Origin of the sequence: Formosimonas limnophila (assembly GCF_014652675.1) — a bacterium.
Lineage (GTDB): Bacteria > Pseudomonadota > Gammaproteobacteria > Burkholderiales > Burkholderiaceae > Hydromonas > Hydromonas limnophila.
The window spans coordinates 112,006-132,677 of record NZ_BMZG01000006.1 but is presented as its reverse complement, the minus strand read 5'-3'; the positions used below and the strand labels follow the sequence as shown (position 1 = coordinate 132,677).

Below are 20,672 nucleotides of genomic sequence, written 5' to 3'. Positions count from 1 at the left end.
CATCAGCGCATCACCGGTATTACTCTACAGTGACCGATTTCGCTAAGTTACGTGGTTTATCCACGTCCGTACCACGCTCAAGTGCGGTGTGGTACGACAGCAGTTGTAACGGCAACGTGTGTAAAATCGGTGAGAGCAAGCCCGCGTGGTCTGGCAGATTGATGACGTGCACGCCTTCGCCTGTTTCAATCTGGGTATCACGATCAGCGAAGATGTACAGCTCACCTGAACGCGCGCGAACTTCTTGCAAATTCGATTTGAGTTTTTCAATCAATCCATCGTTTGGCGCGATGGCGATGACGGGCATTTTTTCATCGACCAGTGCCAGCGGGCCGTGTTTGAGTTCTCCTGCCGCATAGCTTTCTGCGTGAATGTAGGTGATCTCTTTGAGCTTGAGTGCGCCCTCCATGGCGACTGGCCAATGGATGCCACGACCGAGAAAGAGCGCATGGTCTTTGTCAGCAAAGGCTTTTGCCCACGGTTTGATTTGATCCTCCAACAGCAACACTTGCTGCATGGCCGCGGGCAAGTGACGCAGCTGCTTGAGGTAGTCTGCCTCTTGCGCCACAGACAGATGGCCATTGACCTTGGCAAGTACTAGAGTGAGCACAAACAACGATGAGAGCTGAGTGGTGAACGCTTTGGTTGAGGCAACGCCGATTTCAGGACCGGCTCGCGTGAGGAATTTGAGCTGGCTTTGACGCGTGAGCGCAGATTCGGGGGCATTGCAAATCGAAAGCGTGACAGCGGATAAGCCGTTGTGCAGCTCTTTGGCGTGTTGTAGTGCCGCGATGGTGTCAGCGGTTTCGCCAGATTGTGAAATGGTGATGATGAGGGTATTCGACTGGGCAACGCTTTTTCGATAGCGATACTCAGAAGCGATTTCGACATTGACAGGAATGCCAGCAACGTCCTCTAACCAATAACGAGCCACCATACCTGCGTGATAGCTGGTACCGCAGGCAAGGATGAGAATGTTGGTGATTTTGGGAAACAACTCAAGCGCACTCGCGCCGAACAATTGCGGGCTGATGGATTGTGCCCCGCTGACCATTTCGAGGGTGTTGGCGACGACTTCAGGCTGCTCGAAGGTTTCTTTTTGCATGTAATGATCAAACAAACCGAGGCTGACCGCGTCGGCAGACAACTCACTGGTGTGGATGGTGCGCTCGACAAACTCACCCGCAGCAGTGCGAATGCGGTGGCTATCAACGGTGATTTCAACGACGTCGCCTTCTTCGAGATAAATCACATCACGCGTCTCAGACAGCAAGGCAGCAGTGTCCGATGCAATGTAGTTACCACGCTCACCAACACCGATGAGCATGGGCGCGCCTTGGCGTGCGCCGATGATTCGATGTGGCTCGTCAGCACGCATCACGGCGATGGCGTATAGCCCTTTGAGGCGTTTGGTTGCAGTAAACACCGCCTCGTACAAGTCAAGCCCACCAACACAGTATTGGTGAATCAGGTGCGTCATGACTTCGGTGTCTGTGTCAGAAGTGAATGTGTAACCCGCCGCGAGCAACTCGGCTTTGATTTCTTCAAAATTCTCGATGATGCCGTTGTGAACCAAACACAAACTAACACCTTCACTGTTGCTGGTCATTGGATGGGCGTTGCGCAACGCAGGTGCGCCGTGTGTCGCCCAACGGGTGTGAGCAATACCAACCGTTGCTTCGAGATGTTTCGCCAAGATTTGAGCTTCGAGTTGGGCGACGCGTTCAAGCGAGCGTTCTGTGCCCACGTCACCTAAGGCGGTGATATAGCCGATGCCGGTGGAGTCGTAACCGCGGTATTCTAATTTTTTTAAGCCATCAATAAGCAATGGAATGACGTTATTACTGCCTACAGCTGCGACGATGCCACACATGGGAAGTCCTTAAAGAAATCATGAGGGTCAAACAAGCCGTTGTCCTCGTGAAAAAAACGGGAAGAATAAGCATAATTATAGCGCGAATCACTCCGAAGCGGACACGGTGGCTGCGTGGAATTTACTCCATAAAGTATTTAAATAAGCACGCAAACGAGCAGGCCGCAATGGTTTGTACCAAACGATCACATCCATACTATGCGCTTGAGTGGCCAATTCCGTACTGGTGTCACCCGTGAGCAACATGCAAATCGCCTGATTCATGCCAAGCATTTCACGTGCGGCTGACAACACATCCAATCCCGTTTCTTCTGGAACACTCAAATGATAGTCAGCAATCACTAAATCAAAAGCACCCTCATCAACAATGGCCTCTTTGAGCATTTCTACCGACAACACCACAGTCACATCCATGCCCCAGCTTTCTAATAACTCTTCCAAACTCATTAAGACTGTTTCATCGTCATCGATGATTGCTACACGCAAACCAGTCAAAGCCTCTTCAGCAGCCGCATGCTGTACCGTGGTTTCAGTGATTTGCTCTTGTGCGGGCACTTTTGAGACAACCAACCCAAAACTACTGCCTTGATTCACCACAGACTGCACCAACAAGGTCGCCCCCAGCAAGCGCGCCATACGTTCAGAGATTGCCAAACCCAACCCAACACCGCCTTGAACACGCTGTTGTGCATTTTCTAACCGCAAATACTCCTGAAATATTTGGCGTGCTTTTTCGGTGGGCACGCCACTGCCTGTGTCATAAACCATCAAACGCGCACTGTCTTCGCCCGCATGACGAACACCCAAAGCAACGCCACCCGTATCTGTATAACGCAGAGCATTACTGACGAAATTACTCAAAATACTGTACAGCATCCCTTCATCAGACAGAACCCACACTTTCGACGGCACGATTGTCAAAGACAGACCTTTGCTGGCAGCCACTTCCTCATACTCAATGTGCAATCTATGAAACAGCCGCTGAATCGGAAAGCGAGAAAACTGGGGTTTGACCACACCCGCATCCAACCGCGAGAGGTTCAGCATGGCATTAAATGATTGACTCAATGAGTCAATCGCCAACTCAATCTTTTTTAAAGTTTCGCCCACTTCTGGTACTTGGTTTTTGCGCTGAGCATCGTTGGTCAAAAGTGCTAAAGCGTGCAGCGGTTGACGCAAATCATGGCTGGCTGCCGACAAGTACCGAGATTGTGATAAATTTGCTTGTTCTAAAGCCGTGTTTTTTTGTTGCAATGCCTGAACCAATTCACTATTTTCATGGCGAACATGCAGTAACCGAATTATTGTGTCATTAAATATTCTCAAAAAGAACAACTGCGCTAACAATCCAATAAGAAACTGCTCAACAAGAAGCATCGACGCATCTGTACCCCACGTCCATAAAGAAAGAAGTATGTGTATCGCGGTTATTAGTAAATACGTGGCATAGGCCCGCCCAAAAGAACCAACCAGAGCAATACCCGCCAAACAAACCATGCACAGAATCAAAAAAAATTGTTGAACCACACGCTCATCAACTGTTGCTATTAATAAAGCCCCATAAACATTCCACCACAGCACCGTCATCCAACCAATCGAAAACAATTGCCAAAAGCCATATGGAGGAACAAGAACACTCTGCGTCACAACCCGCTTAATCACATACAACGTCACCACTGTAATCAAAAGCAGAACCACACCCAGAAACAAATGTGTCGCGAAGTTTAAACTTCTCCAAAAAATCAAAACACAAAAGCAGTAACACAGGAAATTAATCAGCAAAAAAAGTGGTGAGTTCTGCTGCAGCATACGCGACTGTGCATCATAATGAATGCGGTCTTTGGGGGGTAAAAACAATCGCCAAGCAAGAGACTGTAGAGACATCACAAACCATCCTTTGGCTTGATAGAATAATGGTGAAAACCCATAAAAACTCGAATTTCAATCATGCGACCAGTGAAAAAATTGATTCTGAGTGGCGGTACAATACAACACCAATAAAAACGCGCAGCCCCCATCAAACTTACCAATGAGCGACTGCGCCAGAGTTTCATGGCGCAACATCGGCCATGACATAAATCCGATTACTCGGTGGGACGTCCCACTTGAGGCTTATATTGCCCCAATAAATCTGGATTGTCGTGCACCAAGCTAATCGCCTGTGTACGAGAATGCACGCCCAACGCACGCAAAATACCCACCACATGACTCTTAACTGTACCAATCGTCGCACCCACCGAGTCACTGATTTCTTGGTTTGAACACCCCTTGGTGATGAGATACAAGACCTCTTGCTGACGCGGTGTCAGTTGTGAACCACTGTTGATAGCACCACGATCGGCGCGTGAGCGCTTACGTTCGCTACCGCCAGTCATCGCTGCAGTCAGTAACTCAGGCGGCACATAAACACCACCAGAGAGAATCAGGCGTACGGCAGAGACCAAAACCTCGGCACGCACGTTTTTAACCACAAATCCTGAGATATTGTGGCGATACGCTGACTGAATCAGATGCAAGTCCTCTTGGCCAGACAACACCGCAACAGGCACACTTGGGAACTGCGCACGCACCGTTTCAAGAGCCGACAATCCATGAGCATCAGGCAATGTCAAATCAAGTAACACCAAGTCAATATCATTATGTGCACGAATGATGTCCAACGTCTCCACCAATGTTTCTGCCTCTAAAATTATGTAGTTTTGGCTGAGAACCGCCTGCAATATCGGCTTCAAACCCGAACGCACTAAGCCATGATCATCAACAATTAAAATTTTCTCGCTCATTTTATTTCCTTTAGAACTGAGGCAATGCCTCCATGAAAGTACCTTAAATCCCTTGCCTTCTGTTGCATCAAGAAAGGTAGATGCGCAGTAAAGGTTCTTATTTTGGCAAGCACTGTATCATTTATAGTGCCTTACTTGACTAGTCGAAAAGCAGGTGCTTGCACCTATTTTTCAAAAACAAACATGCTTCTTGTACCAAGCAAAGTCATGCATTTACTTGGTTATTTTAACTGGACGACGCCATTCAGCCAAGGTCACTTGCTTCGCCCTCGAAAGGGTCAGCGCATTGTCTGCGGCATCCTTGGTAATGGTTGAGCCCGCACCAATTGTCGCATTAGCGCCAATCGTGATGGGGGCCACAAGTTGCGTGTCCGAGCCAATAAAAGCCCCGTCACCAATCACTGTTTCGAATTTGTTGACACCATCGTAATTACAAGTAATAACACCTGCGCCGATATTGACACCCGCACCCACCTTTGCATCACCCACATAGGATAAGTGATTCACCTTTGAACCACGCCCAACGGTGGATTTTTTGATTTCAACAAAATTACCAATGTGGGTATCGCTGGCTAAAACTGCCTCTGGGCGCAAACGAGCAAACGGGCCAATTTTTGCCGACTCACCCACCGTCGCGCCATCAATGTACGAAAACGCAGCGACCTGAGTACCCGCAGCAATCGTACTGTTTTTTATGACACAGTACGGCGCAATGCGCACATCGTCACCCAACACCACCAAGCCTTCAAACACACAGCCCACATCAATACTGACATCCATACCGCACTGTAACTCACCGCGCACATCAATCCGCATCGGATCGGCCAGCGTCACACCAGACTCAAGCAACGCCTGCGATGTGGTGTAACGCACAATGCCCTCTAATTGCGCCAGCTGGGCTTTGCTATTCACACCCAAGGTTTCCCACTCATATGTGGGCTGCGACGTGTTGACCTGCACACCATCAGCGACAGCCATGCCAATGACATCCGTCAGGTAATATTCGCCTTGGGCATTGTTGTTTGACAACTTAGCCAACCACTGTTTGAGTGCGATTGTCGAAGCCACCAGCACACCAGTGTTGACCTCTTGTATCCGTCGCTCTTCATCCGAGGCATCTTTGTGCTCGACGTTTTTCAAAACACGCCCAGCGTCATCTCGAACGATTCGGCCATACCCTGTCGGATCAGCCAAATTCACAGTCAACAAACCCATACCACCGCCTTTGGCCAGTTCCACCAGCGCACGCAACGTTTCTACACGGGTTAATGGCACGTCACCATACAACACCAATGTCGGATACGCATCATCCAAAAATGGTGCAGCCAGTTGCAAGGCGTGCCCCGTGCCCAACTGCGGCGTTTGCTCAACGAACACAACATCCTGAGCTTGTGCAGAGACACGAACTTGTGCCGACTCATGCCCCACAACGATACAGAGCTTTGACGCTTCCAATGCACGCGCAGCATCCAAAACATGATGCAACAAAGGCTTACCAGCCAGCGAATGCAACACCTTCGGCAATTTTGAGCGCATTCGCGTGCCTTTGCCCGCAGCCAGTACAACCACATTCAACATAAGACTATCCAAGTAAACAGTAAATAACCCATAATAATTAAGTAATATTACGCAAAAAATTGTACGAGGATAGCACACTTATGCACCATAAAACAACCGAAATCGATGATTTCCTGTCTGAATTGGTGAAACAGGCTGTTTCAACAACATTTTTTTGCATCACCGCCCCCCAAGCTCGTCACGTATCCAAGGCAAAACGCAATCAGGTGTATTATAACGGCTTTAATCCTGACAAGACATTCACTATGACAGCCACCCTTTCACGTGACACCATCGTAGCCATAGCAACAGCAGCAGGGCGGGGCGGGGTCGGCATTGTGCGTATTTCTGGCGACATTTCCGCCATCGGCACACTGATGACTCAAATTTGTGGCCACTCGCTCATACCACGTCAAGCGACTTATGGTGCATTCATAAGTGATGAGGGCAACCCGATTGATCATGGCATTGCCATTTATTTTAATGCCCCGCACTCGTACACAGGCGAGCATGTGCTTGAACTCCAAGGACACGGCGGCCCTGTGGTCATGCAGCTTTTGCTGCGCCGCTGCCTTCAAGTGGGCGCCCGCTTCAATGTCCGCATGGCGCAAGCAGGAGAGTTTACTGAGCGAGCATTTCTCAATGATAAGATGGACTTGGCGCAAGCTGAAGCTGTCTCTGACTTGATTGAAGCGGCCACTGAAGCGGCTGCGAAGAGTGCAGTCAAATCACTCTCTGGCGAATTTTCCACCAAAATCCACACACTGGTGCAGCAAGTCGTGCATTTGCGTATGTTGGTGGAAGCGACGCTGGATTTTCCCGAAGAGGAGATTAATTTTCTTGAAAAAGCCGATGCTTTCGGCCAGCTCGAACGCATACAAAGCCAGTTAGCCACAGTTCTAGCGACAGCCAAACAAGGTGCGCTGTTACGTGACGGCATCAACGTGGTACTGGTCGGTCAGCCAAATGTCGGCAAATCCTCACTACTCAACGCTTTGGCGGGTCAAGACATAGCCATCGTCACCGCCATCGCTGGCACCACTCGCGACACCGTAACACAAGCGATTCAGATTGACGGCGTACCGCTGAACATCATCGACACAGCAGGCCTGCGGGAAACGGACGACATTGTTGAACAAATGGGTATTGAGAGAACTTGGGCGGCAATCAGTAAAGCTGATGTGGTTCTGCATTTGCAAGATGCCAGTCAAATGACAGATACTACTCAAATGCTGCTCTCCATACAAAAGCAATTACCCAAGGATACGCCTGTGCTCACGTTGTTTAACAAAGTTGATTTGATGAATACGACTCAGCAACAGTTACTAAACCACGACGACAATCACCTGTCCATCAGCGCCAAAACCGGAGACGGTTTGGCCGCGCTGCGAGAGCGTTTATTACAAATTGTTGGCTTCGAAAAAACGCAGACAGATACATTCATCGCCCGTGAGCGCCACCTCGATGCGCTGCGTACTGCTGATGAACATTTGCAAGCGGCCTACGCACACGCGCTCACGCAGGCGGACGCATTGGACTTATTTGCAGAAGAATTACGCCTCGCTCAAGAATCGCTGAACCTCATCACAGGAGCATTCACTTCTGACGATTTGCTGGGTGTGATTTTTTCAAGTTTTTGCATCGGCAAATAAATCCAGCCGCCTTGCTTTTGATAGCCATATAAAGAAGCCATTGAATCAAAGCAAAAAAACCGCGACCATGAAGGTCGCGGTTTTTTACATCAATTATTCAATCAACCACAAGCACCCACGTGACCACAAGCCGTACAAAACTCACAGCCATCTTTCTTAATCACGGCGTGGTTGCCGCACTCAGGACAAGGTTTGCCAGCAATCGGCGCGACTTTTTGTACGGGCTCAGCAAACAAATCACCTTGCTCTGGCATCATGACGCCCATGTTTTCAACGGGGAAGCCCTCATCCGTTAAAATGCCCAGCATGGCGTAACGATGAATCACAAGGCGCGCCATGTAAGCAACAGTCGATGGCCAGCTTTGTGATTTTTCCGTGCCAGGCACGCGAGCAAAAAAATCACCTTGCGCTTCAGCATAATTAAGCAACTTACGCAACTTCATGCCAATCCAAGCAGGGTCAATCACACGCATGTCATGCGAGAGCATTTTGCATAGGCCATCTAACTCTCGCGGATACGTGCCTGCCATCCACATAGAGTATGGGCGGCGCGCGCCATTTGGCAACACCAATTCTTTGAGGAACAGCACAAAGTCATCCCCCGTTTGTGGATTATTGACATCCACAGACCAGCTAATCGTACCATCGGTGCCTGATTTTGGCTCTTTGCGGGCAAACATGGCATCAAGCACAGGTGTCGTTTCAACAACGTCACCCGTATCAACCGTGGTGATTTGCGCAATACGGTGACGCAAGACTTTCGCCAAAATCGCCGATGCCGAGCTGGCTTTGGCTTCTTCATCCTCGCCAAGCTCTACCGAATAATCATGGTCACCAAACGTGCGCGCCAACGAATCCAGCTTCATGGCCAACCATGCCTTGTCTTGGCAACGCATGTCCATCGACAGTGTTTTCGCCACCGCGCCCAAACCACGCGGGTGATTACCATTGACCCAACATTCAAATGGCTGTGATTCGCTATCCAAATGACCGACGAACACCGCAAAGCCACCCTCGCTGTGTTCTACCATGTAGGTCCACGATGGATTACCACCGCGCGCTTTAGGGCGATGTGGGTATTTCAAACTGGCCAAGGCAGGAGTTGGTGCAGACTGCAAGCTGATGCGACGCTCTGTGTCGTTTTCTAAACCGATGAATGTGCCGGATAAATCTTGCGGCGTTTCTTTGGATGGTTCAACAGACAAAACCGAACCAAGAACGCTGTTAGGGCGATACGTCGTGATACCTTTCAAGCCCGCTTTCCAAGCCGCCATGTATAGATTTTCAAACTCAGCGAATGGGTAATCAACGGGCACATTCACAGTTTTAGAAATCGCTGTATCAACAAAAGGTCCGACAGCGGTACACATGAGCATGTGATCTTCTGCGCTCATATCCAGCGCGGAAACAAAGTAGTCAGGCAACTTCTTCACATCGCCACCCATCAAGCGGTAGAGGCGATAAGCATGATCTTCGACTTGATACTCTTGCTTTGAACCATCTTGCATGCGCTTTTTGCGGGTGTAGAACCAGCTAAATGGTGGCTCAATACCGTTTGACGCATTGTCGGCAAAAGCCAACGAAATCGTGCCCGTCGGCGCAATAGAGAGCAAATGTGAATTGCGAATGCCATGCTGACGAATGCGTGCTTTAATGTGCTCAGGCAAGCGGCTGGCGCAGTGCGGCTCTGCCAAATACTTGTCCGCGTCAAACAATGGGAACGCCCCTTTATCAATCGCGATGTCTACGGACGCATCATAAGCGGCGTTGCGCATGACTTCAGAGATTTTTGCGGCCATGTCGCGGCCTTCTTGCGAATTATATTTGAGCTTCATCATGATCAGTGTATCGCCCAAGCCTGTGAAACCCAAACCAACGCGGCGTTTGTTTTGCGCTTCACGATACTGTTCTGGTAATGGCCAAACCGTTAAATCCAGCACGTTATCGAGCATGCGAATCGATAAGGCTGTATTGGCAGCAAATGCGTCGAAGTCAAACCATGGGTTCGAACCAAACGGATCGCGCACAAATTTGCACAGATTAATCGAGCCCAAATCACAGCAACCGTAATCAGGTAAAGGCTGCTCACCGCAAGGATTGGTTGACTCAATGTCTTCGATATACGACAAATTATTGTCGCGGTTGATTTTACTCATGAACAACACGCCTGGTTCGGCATGATCGTACGTAGACTCCATGATTTGTTGCCACAAGTCTTTCGCACGAATCTTGCGATACACCCATTTGCCATCATTGCGCTGATAAAATCCTTGGAATGCCGCTGCGTCAGGGATTTTTTCGTGAACCAATTCCCACTCAGCGTCATCCATGACTGCTTGCATAAACGCGTCAGACACACCCACCGAGATATTGAAGTTGCGCAAATCACCTTCGTCTTTGGCGTGGATGAACTCTTCAATATCAGGGTGATCGCAATCCAACACGCCCATTTGCGCACCACGGCGCGCGCCCGCTGACTCGACGGTTTCGCATGAGCGGTCAAAGACGCGCATGTATGAGACCGGGCCTGAGGCCAAGCTGTTGGTGCCTTTAACCGCCGCCCCTTTAGGACGAATTTTAGAAAAATTATAGCCAACACCACCGCCACGACGCATGGTTTCGGCCGCTTGCAACAACGCAGAATAAATGCCAGGCTTGCCATCTGCATCCACCTCGGAAACAGAATCACCGACAGGCTGTACAAAGCAATTAATCAATGTCGCGCGTAAATCAGTGCCCGCTGCTGAATTAATCCGACCACCGGGGATGAAACCGCCGTCCAAAGTCTTAAAAAACAAATCTGAGAATTTTTCAATGTCTTCGGGTTTCTCACACTGCGCCAGTGCACGCGCGACGCGACGGCGAACATCATCGACGTTTTTTTCATCGCCTTTGGCGTATTTCTCCAATAACACCTCGCGGCAGATATCTTGTTCAGCGAGGGCGGCGATATTGTCGATTTTCACAGAGGACTCCTTGATTGAATGGGTTTTATTTTGAAAGAGAGAAAAGATGACGAACCAAATCACTTCGTCATCTGAGATGAATATTGAATAACCGTCATCATACCGAAAAAAGTGCGCACGCGCTTGAATCGAACAGAATCTTTCTACTGCAGCGCAAAATAAAAACCCTTGTCGAAACAAGGGCTTATGACAAGTCAGACATTGATTTTTGTGACATTTCACCGTAAGTGCTTGTATCCAAACAAAGAACACAGCCCGCTTTGACATCACTCAAAAAACAGCAAAAGCACCAAAATAATGCAAATCTGCCAACAGCCTTACTTACCACGCTTAGCCATCACTGCCGAGCCCAAATCGTACACACTCATGGCATACATATAACTTTTGTTGTAGCGCGTAATCGCATAGAAATTTTGTGAGCCGAGCACATACGAAGTGGCTTTATCACCATTGGGCAGGTCAATCAATGACAGCTTAACATCAGGCTTGATGACATCATCCGAACCGATGCCATATTCTTTGATTTGCTTTAATGTCATCGATGGTTGAATCGGCTTGGCCAGCAAGTCTTTGATTTTCGGCGCGTCATTCAAGTACGAGACGTTATAGACAACATCCAAGCCATTGACCCAGCCGCCTTTTTGCTTGAGAAAGTTCGCGACCGAACCAATCGCATCCGCCGTGCTGTTGCGCAAATCAACTTTGCCATCACCATCAAAATCGACACCATAATCGCGCCATGAGTCAGGCATGAATTGAGGAATACCGATCGCACCCGCGTATGAGCCTTTGACCGAGCGAAGCGGCATTTTGTTTTCTTTGGTCAGGACAATGTATTCTTCCAGAAAGTTTTTGTACTCGTCCGAGCGACGCGGATAGTCGAACGAAAGCGTCGTGAGCACGTCAAAAACATTGGACTCACCCATGTATTGACCATAAATTGTTTCTACACCAATGATGCCGACGATGATGTACTCCGGCACACCGTATTGCTTAGTGGCTTTACTGAGCGTCGCGGCGTTTTTGTTCCAAAAATCCACGCCAGCCTTAATACGAATCGGCTCGATGTAACGCTTGCGGTACGCTTCCCAGTTTTTCTTAAAGTTCTGATTCGGTCTGTCTTTTTCAAGCTGCGCCAAAACACGGTCAAGTTTTTCAGCATTGCCAAACGCTTTGAGCAAGTCTTCTTGGTTGTAGTCATATTTATCATGCATCATTTGCACGAATTTTTTGACCTCCGAACGCTCAGCGTAGTTGTTGATGTCTTGCGCATGCGCTACACCAGCAAAAACACCAGTGAGAGCCACTGCAATACTGAGTTTTTTAAATATTTGAGTCATAAAAGCTCCTGATTTTGGTTTGTTCTTAACAAGCCATTCCGTCATTGGTTGACAAACCAACGTGTGTCTTGGCAATGAGGGCAATACAAAGGCATGAAATCATCGACTTGGATGTGTTCGTTGGTAATGAGCACAGCGACCGAGTCATGCACATCACAATTGAACGCTGCAAACACCCCCTGCACCACAACAACCAATCCATCCACCCAACCACACCAAGAACATTGCTGAATGAGCGGTGCATCTTTTGTTGCAACCATCTGCGTCCAGTTGTATTCTGTGCAGGTAAATTGATACAGTGGATACGCACTGTCCTCATACACCACCAATGCAGACTGATTGGTTTTACTCATGATGCATTTGAGCAAATCGCAAATGATGCGGATACGGATAAAAAGCCTCAATATGCCCCGCGCGAATCCGTTCTTGGTGGCTTTGCCAGTACTTCCAGTCGAGCAAGTTGGCATGATAGCGCATAAAGACATCCTTCACCTCGGGGTCGGTCAATAAAAATTTCTCAAACTCCTCAGGAAACACATCAAATCTGTCCACTGAATACCAAACGTCGCCCATGTCATCCTCGTCGTCATAACGCTTCGGAATCGGGCGGAATTTACAATCAGTCAAATACTCAATCTCGTCATAGTCATAAAACACCACCCGACCACCGCGCGTCACACCGAAGTTTTTAAACAGCATGTCACCAGGGAAAATATTCGCCGCTACCATGTCTTTAATCGCATTACCGTATTCAATGACCGCATTGTCTTTGCACTCCTTGTCACCTCGATCTGTTGCATCTTGCAAATACATATTAAGCGGCATCATCCGTCGCTCGATGTATACGTGTTTGATGATGACCGAGTCACCTTCATAAGCGATTTCGGTTGGCGCGAGCTTTTCGATTTCATCGATCAATTCTTGAGTGAATCGCGCGCGCGGAAACGCAACATTAGAGAACTCCAGCGTATCGGCCATGCGTCCGACGCGATCATGTCGTTTGACCAACTGGTATTTTTTCTCGACGATGTCTTTATCCACCTCTTTCGGCGGCGAAATCACGTCTTTAATGAGTTTAAACACATACGGATACGACGGCAGCGTGAACACCAGCATCACCAAACCTTTAATCCCTGGCGCGAGAATGAAGTCGTCCGTTGAGTGTTTTTGATGGTGTTTGAAATCTCGGTAAAAAAGCGCCTTGCCGTGTTTTTGCAAACCAATCATGCTGTACAGCTCGGCCTTCGGCTTTTGTGGCAACACCGTTTGCAAAAACTGCACCAATGCAGAAGGCACTTCACAATCAATCATGAAGTACGCTCGATTGAACGAAAACAACGCGCCCAAGTGTCGCCCCTCAAGCAAAATCGTGTCCGCACACAAACCACCTTGCTCATCGTGCAAAATGGGAATCGCAAAAGGATACTCACGATGCCCGTTGATGATTTTACCCAACAAATACGCGCCCTTATTTCGATAAAACAACGAACGCACAGCCTGAATCTGTAAATTCGGCTTTTCAACAAACAAACCCTGCGACGCTTGCTTCAATCGTTCAATGATGTACATCACATCGCGCGACAAATCCGTGAACGGTCGATTCAAACCCAAATCGACAAACATCTGCGTCAATGCGGTTTCCCAACCATCACGATGCGGATAATAACTGCTGTACGTGGCCGACTCCGAATCAATGTACTCCGTCGAAATCACAGGGCGCACAAAAATAAAATCATTGTCAAAATACTCTCGTCGCAACACCTTGGTCGACACCGAATTAAAGAACGTCTCCGCACACTCAGGCTGATGATGATCCATCAGTAACTCCACATAGTGCGTCTTCACATCCTGCAAAAAATCCTTATCATCATAGGGCAGAGCGGCATTTTCTTGAATAATCGCCACCGTCTCGGCCACGCGTTCGTCATAAAACGCAATCCGTTCTGCCGAGAGTTTTTGAATCTGCAACCAATCGGCTTGCTCAAACGCCACCTTCGCCGCACGTGCACACTCACGAAAGCGGGCGTAGTGGCGGTTAAAACCATTGAGGATTTGGGAAGCGAGGAGTTGGGCGGGTGATTGTGTCAATTTCTTATTCCATGAAGTTGTTAAGTTGTTTCTCTGATCCATTTAGCAACGTATTTATCCAAATTTGATAAAGCCTCTCTCTCCACTTGCTTTAACCAGTGCTTTTTTTCATCACTTGGTAGTACTTGTGAGGCTCTAATAATAGATCGTCGCTCCCAGTCGCCAACGTGATTTAATCTGGATTTGTGAGTGCGAACCCAAGATATGTCTCTTAAGGCTATAGCTAAACATGCTTGACTTGCTAAATTTGGACTTGAGCGTATAAACTCTGCCAAATCACGATTCGACAGCAATGCTTTATTACTAGTGATATACCACTCAACCCACAATCGAACAAGGCCTCTCTCCATAAGAGCGGAGCGAGAAAGATCTACTACAAGAAACTGATGCTTTTCTATGAAATCAGGCGATGAAACCGCATTTAAATACAGGCAAACATCATTTATTACTGGCGCAAAAAAATCAATTTTTTCCAACAAAATTTGTGCAAGGCCATCGATTTTAAATTTTTTAGCTTTTCTAATTAGTGCACGAGACAGCCCAAGGTCAAGAGCTTTTCTTTCCAAAACTTTTGCTGCAAGTATTGATATTTGAGCATTTGCAAGAGTTTCTTCATCATCAATTGGAACAGGCACTTCCTCTAACTCGCCTGAATATGGATTAAACATTTCAAGCATCTCAAACAACTCGATTCTTTCCAACTCATATTGATTATGAAGAATTTCATCTGCATATTCACGCGTTCCTATCAATTTAGTTTTCTCAGAAGACAAGGTTAATCGATGGTTCTCATACATATAAAGTGTCAGCTCTTCTAAAATAGAAAACAGCTTACTCTCTGAATTCGAAAATATTCTAAAATCATCTACATACCTAGTATGAAAAACACCTTTGCTTACAAGAAAAGAGTCAATGTCAATTAAAACCCCCTCAGCCAAGACTATGCTGGCAGCAGGCCCGACAGGCACCCCCTGAGATGCTTTTTGATTTAATCTAGAAAGAAAATCTTCTATATCGCCAGCCAAGGCTTTTAAATTATGATCGGCTGACTCAATAGCGTTACTTAACCTATGCAAATAGACTTGGTTATAAAAATCCGTAATATCCGTTGCAAGAACATACTGGTATTGTTTCGAAAGACTTTCAGATTGAGAAACAAATTCAGCAAAACCATTCCCATAAGAAAACAAACTGCCATTTCCTAGATCAATTCGATAAGAACAAGCAATAAAGGAGTCTTTAGGTGCTCTAGCAGCTTCAATTTGGTTTGCAACTAAATAAACAAGAGCGGTATATATGAGCGTATTTAGTGGGTCAAGTTGTTGAACCACACGAAAACCAAACTTGGGTTTCATTGATGTCATCGTTCGTGGTGTAACAACTTGCAATGATTTTACGTTTCTTGAGCAGAGGTCTCTCTTTACCTCATCCCATGAATGCCAAATGGCTTCAAACTCAAATGCTCTCGGGAAAAAATCAGAATCATAAAACTTAATGATATGTGCTTTTGCAAACTCTAAAGAATCATCGGTTAATATACTCATTTACTCACCAGCCCGCGGTTTGCGTTTGCGAGTCGAAACAATTTTGTCATACAACGCGTTTGGCACGAGTCGCATGATTTTCGCGAGCACGCCCATTTGCCATGGGATGACCCTGTACGAGACTTGCTTTTCGATGGCGCGCACTGCTTGCGCGGCGAAGTCCTCTACGGGCATGAGAAAAGGCATTTTGTAGGGATTCGCTTTGGTCATTGGTGTGTCGATGAAGCCTGGTAAAATCGTGGTGACTTTAACACCCGTGCCGTGCAACTCAACCCGCAAACTTTCGCAATACTGAACCACCCCAGCCTTTGAGGCACAGTAAGCACCCGCTCCTGGTAAACCACGGATGGCAGCGACGCTGGCGATGCCGACAAGCGTGCCTTTCCCCGCTGCTTTCATGGACTCGATAAAGGGGTGGAAGGTGCTGGCGGTGGCAAATAAGTTCGTGCTCACGACACGGCGAATTTGCTCTAAATCTTCATACTGCTCCGTGAGCGTACCCACCGAAATGCCTGCGCCTGCGATCACAACATCAGGTGCGCCGTACAAGCTGATAAAGTGACGCGCACAGTTGTGTAGATTGACTTCATCGTTGACATCAACGGCGTAGACTTCATGATGCCCTGGCAGCTTGGCGCGCAAAGCCTCAAGCGCATCCAAGCGACGACCAACCAGACCCAGCGTGGCACCGTTTTGAGCGAATTGTTGGGCAAGTGCGAGGCCGATACCGCTTGAAGCGCCTGTGATGAATACTTTCATGTTTGTCCTTTGTGTGTTCCAACCAATGCGCCCCAACTGTTGCAAGGCAGGACTGGTATTTTTCAGATGAGACAGTACAATAAAAAAGCGTGCCATGCACGCTTTTTTATGAACGCTTGTTCAGTTTCAAGGCTTAGAAACTGGGGCGGCGGCAGGCTTGGCCGCTTTGTCATCGGTTTTTGGCGCGCCAGTCGCGGCAGGTTGCGCACCTGAGGCAGCACGCTCTTGTTCAATGAGCTTGTTGACCACTTGCAAAGTACGCACCGCCTCACCACCAACCGCGTATTTTCCATTAACGATAATCGTGGGCACACCTTGAATACCATAGGTTTTCACGAGGCTATCTGCGGTGGCGATGCCTGTTTTGGTGTCAAAGCCATTGTAGGCTTTGTCCCAAGCAGCGGCATCAATGCCATTTTTGACAGCAAATGCTTTGGCCGCTTCGTCGTCGTTCATGGCTTTTACATTAAAAGCGAGCGCATCAAATGCTTTTTGATCGAGCGCTTCGTTTTGTTTGAGTGTTTTGAGGGCAAAGTAAACTTTTTGATGAATGTTGGTCGGTTCACCCAGATTCACATGCAAACGGGTCAATTGCACATCAGCAGGCAAAGTTTTTGACCAAGCTTGTAATGCAGGCTCTAAACGATAACAGTGAGGGCAACCGTACCAAAAAAACTCTGTCACCTCGACTTTACCTGACGTAACTGGCTGAGGATTGGGAACGAACTTGTAATCCTGCCCCGCCACCAGCGTAAGTCCATCGGTTTTGAACATATCAGCAGTATAAGTAACTGCTTGTGTGATTTTAGCACTGGCCTGTGTAGATGGCACGTCTTTGCCACAAGCAGCCAAAGCCAATACGGCAGCAGTAATGATGAAGGGTTTTAAAAAATTCACAGAGAATGTCATCTTGGTTTCCTTACAGGGTTAAAACAATGGCCAGCCATGAACGCTGTTAATCGACTTTCATACTAACAGCAATTGGCCGCAATCAAAAATGAAGATTTTGTCAGAGAAAATACGACAAAACTTGTATATCATCAGCTTTTGCTAAAAACAATGAACGAGAAGGTCAATAAGCACACCCAGCCTCAAACATCATCTCCCACCTACTTCGCGACCTTTAATTCTTGGGTAATCAGTGAATTGGCACGAGGAACAGCATAATTAAGATTACCCGCTGGCAGTGCGTAACGACCATTAACCACAAGAGCAGGCACACCATTCAAGCCAAATCGCGCAAAAGCAGCTTGCGCAGCCATGACTTTTTGACGCACCTCGGCGCTATTAAAAGCGGTTTGCCAACTATTGGACAAGATACCTTTGCTACGTGCCCAAACCGCGATATTGGCCGAAGTGGTCAGTTTCTTTTTGCCAAAATGGATGTCATCAAACACAAGGTGATGTAAATCCATACGATCTAGTGCTTCGAGCGTGTAATACAGTCGTTGCTGTAGTTCATCACGCCCAGTCAAGTTAACAGGCATCCGAACATAGCGAACGTTAGCAGGCAATGTACTTGCCCAACCATCAAGCTGACGATGCACCGCATTGCAATGAGCGCAGCCATACCAAAAAAACTCAACCACTTCAACATCACCAACTGGCTGCACGCGACCAGGGGCGCTGACAGACTCAAGGGTATTGACATCAGCGAGCACCTCAGACTCAACTGCCCAGCTCAGTCGAGGAAGCAAAATCAATAAGGCCATCGACAACCACAACACAAACAATCGCAATAAGTTAGCGACCAATCGATGACGACGCAGACTCAAAGAGGGGCTCATAATAAAGTTAGTTGGCATCTGGAGCTGGCTTTGGTGTGACAGGCTTTGGGACCGCGACAGGTTTATCTGCAGGCTGAGAAATAGGCTGAGAGATAGGCTGAGTGGCGGGCTTGTCGGCTGGTTTATCAGTAGGCTTAACCTCTGCTTTGTCGCTGCTGCCTTTGATGATACTGGCAAGCGGATCACTTTCTGGGGTTTTCACCGCAGCGGGCTTGCCTGTTTTCCGGGCTGCTGTGGTTGCGGCACCGCTGCCCGTCAATACGTCAGCTCCATCACCAGGAGAGGCCTCTACATTGGTATTGGGGTCAAGCGTTGGCGCTGGTGCACCATACAAAGGGGCGTTCGGGTCAGTTGATTGCCCAGCATTGTCCAAGGTATTGGTATTGTTGTTGTTTTTAAAAGGTCCACCATCACCATTCATGATGAGAAACACGGCAAGCAACGCCGCTAAAAGCCCCAAAACAATACCAATGCCAATATTGAGTAGCATACCACCGCTTTGGCGATGGTTTAATTGGGCGCGAAGAGTATGTTTGGTTGTGTTCATGATGTGCTCAAATAATAACTAACAACAGTGGTTTAATGATATTACGACCAAAATCGGCATTTTTTAACGATAATAACGCATTACATGCGCATAGGTGCTGAAACACCCAATAAATTTAAGCCGCTCGCCAGCACCTCCCGCGCTGCCGCCAGTAAGTGAACGCGTGCGGTTTTAACAACCACATCATCGGTGAGGACACGCTCGGTTTTTGAACCACAAAAACCATGTACAGCCCCCGCCAAATCTTTCAGATAATACACCACATGATGCGGCGCTAACTCAGTCGCTGCCGCCGTCAAAGCGTCGGGGTATTCAGACATCAATTTCATTAAATGAGTCTCTGTACTGGCAGTCAGCGACGCAAGCGCTGCCAAATCAATGGTTGAATTCACAGCAACCTCGGCTTTATCCAAAATCGAGCTAATCCGCGCATGAGCGTATTGTACGTAGTACACAGGATTCTCGTCCGATTGACTCACCGCCATGTCAACATCAAAAACAAACTCTGTATCGGCTTTGCGCGAAATCAGCAAGAATCGCGCAGCGTCTTTGTTCGTCCACTCCACCAAATCACGCAATGTCACATACGAGCCTGCACGCTTTGATAGCTTTACCTCTGCACCGTCTTTCATGACCATGACCATTTTGTGCAGCACATAGTCAGGATAACCATCTGCAACACCCACATCGCAGGCTTTCACACCGGCGCGCACGCGTGCAATCGTGCCATGGTGGTCTGTGCCTTGAATGTTGATGACTTTGGTGAAGCCGCGCTGCCATTTGTTGACATGGTAAGCAACGTCAGGGACGAAATAGGTATACCCCCCTTCGGCTTTGCGCATCACACGGTCTTTGTCGTCGCCGTAATCCGTGCTGCGGAACCAAAGTGCGCCACCTTCTTCGTAAGTGTGTCCTAACTCCGTCAAACGGCTGACGGTTTTTTCAACGTCACCGCTGGTGTACAAAGAGGATTCCAAGAAGTAGTTGTCAAACACCACACCAAACGCTTGTAAATCTAAATCCTGCTCACGGCGTAAATACGCCACAGCAAAGTCACGAATCTCATCGAGGCTTTCGATATTACCTGTTGCGGTCACACCATTGACACTCTGTTTTTGAACAAATGCCTCAGCAATATCCATGATGTAATCACCGCGATAACCATCGGCGGGAAAACTCGGGGCATCGACGCCCAAACCTTTGGCACGCGCCTGCACCGAAATCGCCAAATTGGCAATCTGCTGCCCAGCGTCATTGTAATAAAACTCTCGGTGGACATCATAACCTTGACTGGCCAACACCGCGCCCAGCGTGTCGCCCAACGCCGCTTGGCGCGCATGCCCGACATGCAAAGGCCCTGTCGGATTCGCGCTGACGAATTCGAGCATGACGCGTTCACCTTTGTGGGCTTGTGACTGACCATAGGTGCTAGGATGACGCAAAACCTCGGTCACTACACGCTGTTTGGCCGCATCGGTCAGGCGAATGTTCATAAAACCTGGTCCTGCAATCTCCACTGCTGCAATATCTGGATTAACGGGCAAATGGGCAATCAAGCTTTCAGCCAATGCGCGTGGGTTCGTCCCCACTTTCTTGGCCAACTGCATGGCCATATTACACGCCACATCGCCATGAGCCGTATCACGTGGACGCTCCAACGTAATGGGATGCACCACATCGGGCGCAACAGCTTGTAAAGCAGCGGTGAAAGATTGGGTAATGCTGTTTTTAATGGTGGCTAACATGAGAGTAGTTAATCTTTAATCAAAATAGAGC

General features: G+C 48.1%; 15 protein-coding genes. 1 reads left to right on the top strand and 14 read right to left on the bottom strand.

Annotation, left to right across the window (positions count from 1 at the left end):
- Window positions 1-19: 19 nt before the first annotated feature.
- From glmS to glmU, 4 genes are all read right to left on the bottom strand, one after another.
- Window positions 20-1,873, bottom strand: coding sequence for a glutamine--fructose-6-phosphate transaminase (isomerizing) (glmS, locus tag IE082_RS06870; RefSeq protein WP_189493177.1), 1,854 nt, complete (start codon window positions 1,871-1,873; stop codon window positions 20-22).
- A gap of 87 nt (window positions 1,874-1,960) precedes the next feature.
- Window positions 1,961-3,757, bottom strand: coding sequence for an ATP-binding response regulator (locus IE082_RS06865; RefSeq protein ID WP_189493176.1), 1,797 nt, complete (start codon window positions 3,755-3,757; stop codon window positions 1,961-1,963).
- Between the two features lie 200 nt (window positions 3,758-3,957).
- A complete protein-coding gene (locus IE082_RS06860; RefSeq protein ID WP_189493175.1) occupies window positions 3,958-4,656 on the bottom strand; it encodes a response regulator transcription factor in 699 nt (232 codons plus the stop codon).
- A gap of 213 nt (window positions 4,657-4,869) precedes the next feature.
- Entirely contained in the window at window positions 4,870-6,231 is a 1,362-nt protein-coding gene (gene glmU, locus IE082_RS06855; protein WP_189493238.1) for a bifunctional UDP-N-acetylglucosamine diphosphorylase/glucosamine-1-phosphate N-acetyltransferase GlmU, read from the bottom strand.
- 248 nt (window positions 6,232-6,479) lie between these two features.
- On the opposite strand from glmU, the gene mnmE reads away from it, so the two are divergent.
- Window positions 6,480-7,865: a tRNA uridine-5-carboxymethylaminomethyl(34) synthesis GTPase MnmE gene (mnmE, locus tag IE082_RS06850; RefSeq protein WP_189493237.1), complete on the top strand. Its 1,386-nt coding sequence runs from the start codon at window positions 6,480-6,482 to the stop codon at window positions 7,863-7,865.
- Between the two features lie 101 nt (window positions 7,866-7,966).
- Here the strand turns inward: mnmE and IE082_RS06845 are convergent, their stop codons facing one another.
- The 10 genes from IE082_RS06845 to argS all read right to left on the bottom strand — a co-directional run bounded on the left by IE082_RS06845 (window position 7,967) and on the right by argS (window position 20,641).
- A complete protein-coding gene (locus IE082_RS06845) occupies window positions 7,967-10,831 on the bottom strand; it encodes an adenosylcobalamin-dependent ribonucleoside-diphosphate reductase (RefSeq protein ID WP_229809752.1) in 2,865 nt (954 codons plus the stop codon).
- Between the two features lie 317 nt (window positions 10,832-11,148).
- Window positions 11,149-12,171 carry a lytic murein transglycosylase B gene (mltB, locus tag IE082_RS06840; RefSeq protein ID WP_189493173.1) on the bottom strand — a complete coding sequence of 341 codons (1,023 nt, stop codon included), beginning with the start codon at window positions 12,169-12,171 and terminating at the stop codon, window positions 11,149-11,151.
- Window positions 12,172-12,212: 41 nt separating this feature from the next.
- Entirely contained in the window at window positions 12,213-12,524 is a 312-nt protein-coding gene (locus IE082_RS06835; protein ID WP_189493172.1) for a hypothetical protein, read from the bottom strand.
- A complete protein-coding gene (gene aceK, locus IE082_RS06830; protein ID WP_229809751.1) occupies window positions 12,517-14,259 on the bottom strand; it encodes a bifunctional isocitrate dehydrogenase kinase/phosphatase in 1,743 nt (580 codons plus the stop codon). Before aceK ends, IE082_RS06835 begins: the two co-directional genes overlap by 8 nt.
- 20 nt (window positions 14,260-14,279) lie before the next feature.
- A complete protein-coding gene (locus tag IE082_RS06825; RefSeq protein WP_189493170.1) occupies window positions 14,280-15,803 on the bottom strand; it encodes an RNA-directed DNA polymerase in 1,524 nt (507 codons plus the stop codon).
- Complete coding sequence (locus IE082_RS06820; protein ID WP_189493236.1) at window positions 15,804-16,562, bottom strand: SDR family oxidoreductase; 759 nt, start codon at window positions 16,560-16,562, stop codon at window positions 15,804-15,806.
- 126 nt (window positions 16,563-16,688) lie between these two features.
- A complete protein-coding gene (locus IE082_RS06815) occupies window positions 16,689-17,471 on the bottom strand; it encodes a thiol:disulfide interchange protein DsbA/DsbL (protein ID WP_189493169.1) in 783 nt (260 codons plus the stop codon).
- Between the two features lie 200 nt (window positions 17,472-17,671).
- A complete protein-coding gene (locus IE082_RS06810; RefSeq protein ID WP_189493168.1) occupies window positions 17,672-18,349 on the bottom strand; it encodes a thiol:disulfide interchange protein DsbA/DsbL in 678 nt (225 codons plus the stop codon).
- 7 nt (window positions 18,350-18,356) lie between these two features.
- Window positions 18,357-18,896: a hypothetical protein gene (locus IE082_RS06805; protein ID WP_189493167.1), complete on the bottom strand. Its 540-nt coding sequence runs from the start codon at window positions 18,894-18,896 to the stop codon at window positions 18,357-18,359.
- A gap of 80 nt (window positions 18,897-18,976) precedes the next feature.
- Window positions 18,977-20,641, bottom strand: coding sequence for an arginine--tRNA ligase (argS, locus tag IE082_RS06800; protein ID WP_189493166.1), 1,665 nt, complete (start codon window positions 20,639-20,641; stop codon window positions 18,977-18,979).
- Window positions 20,642-20,672: the final 31 nt, after the last annotated feature.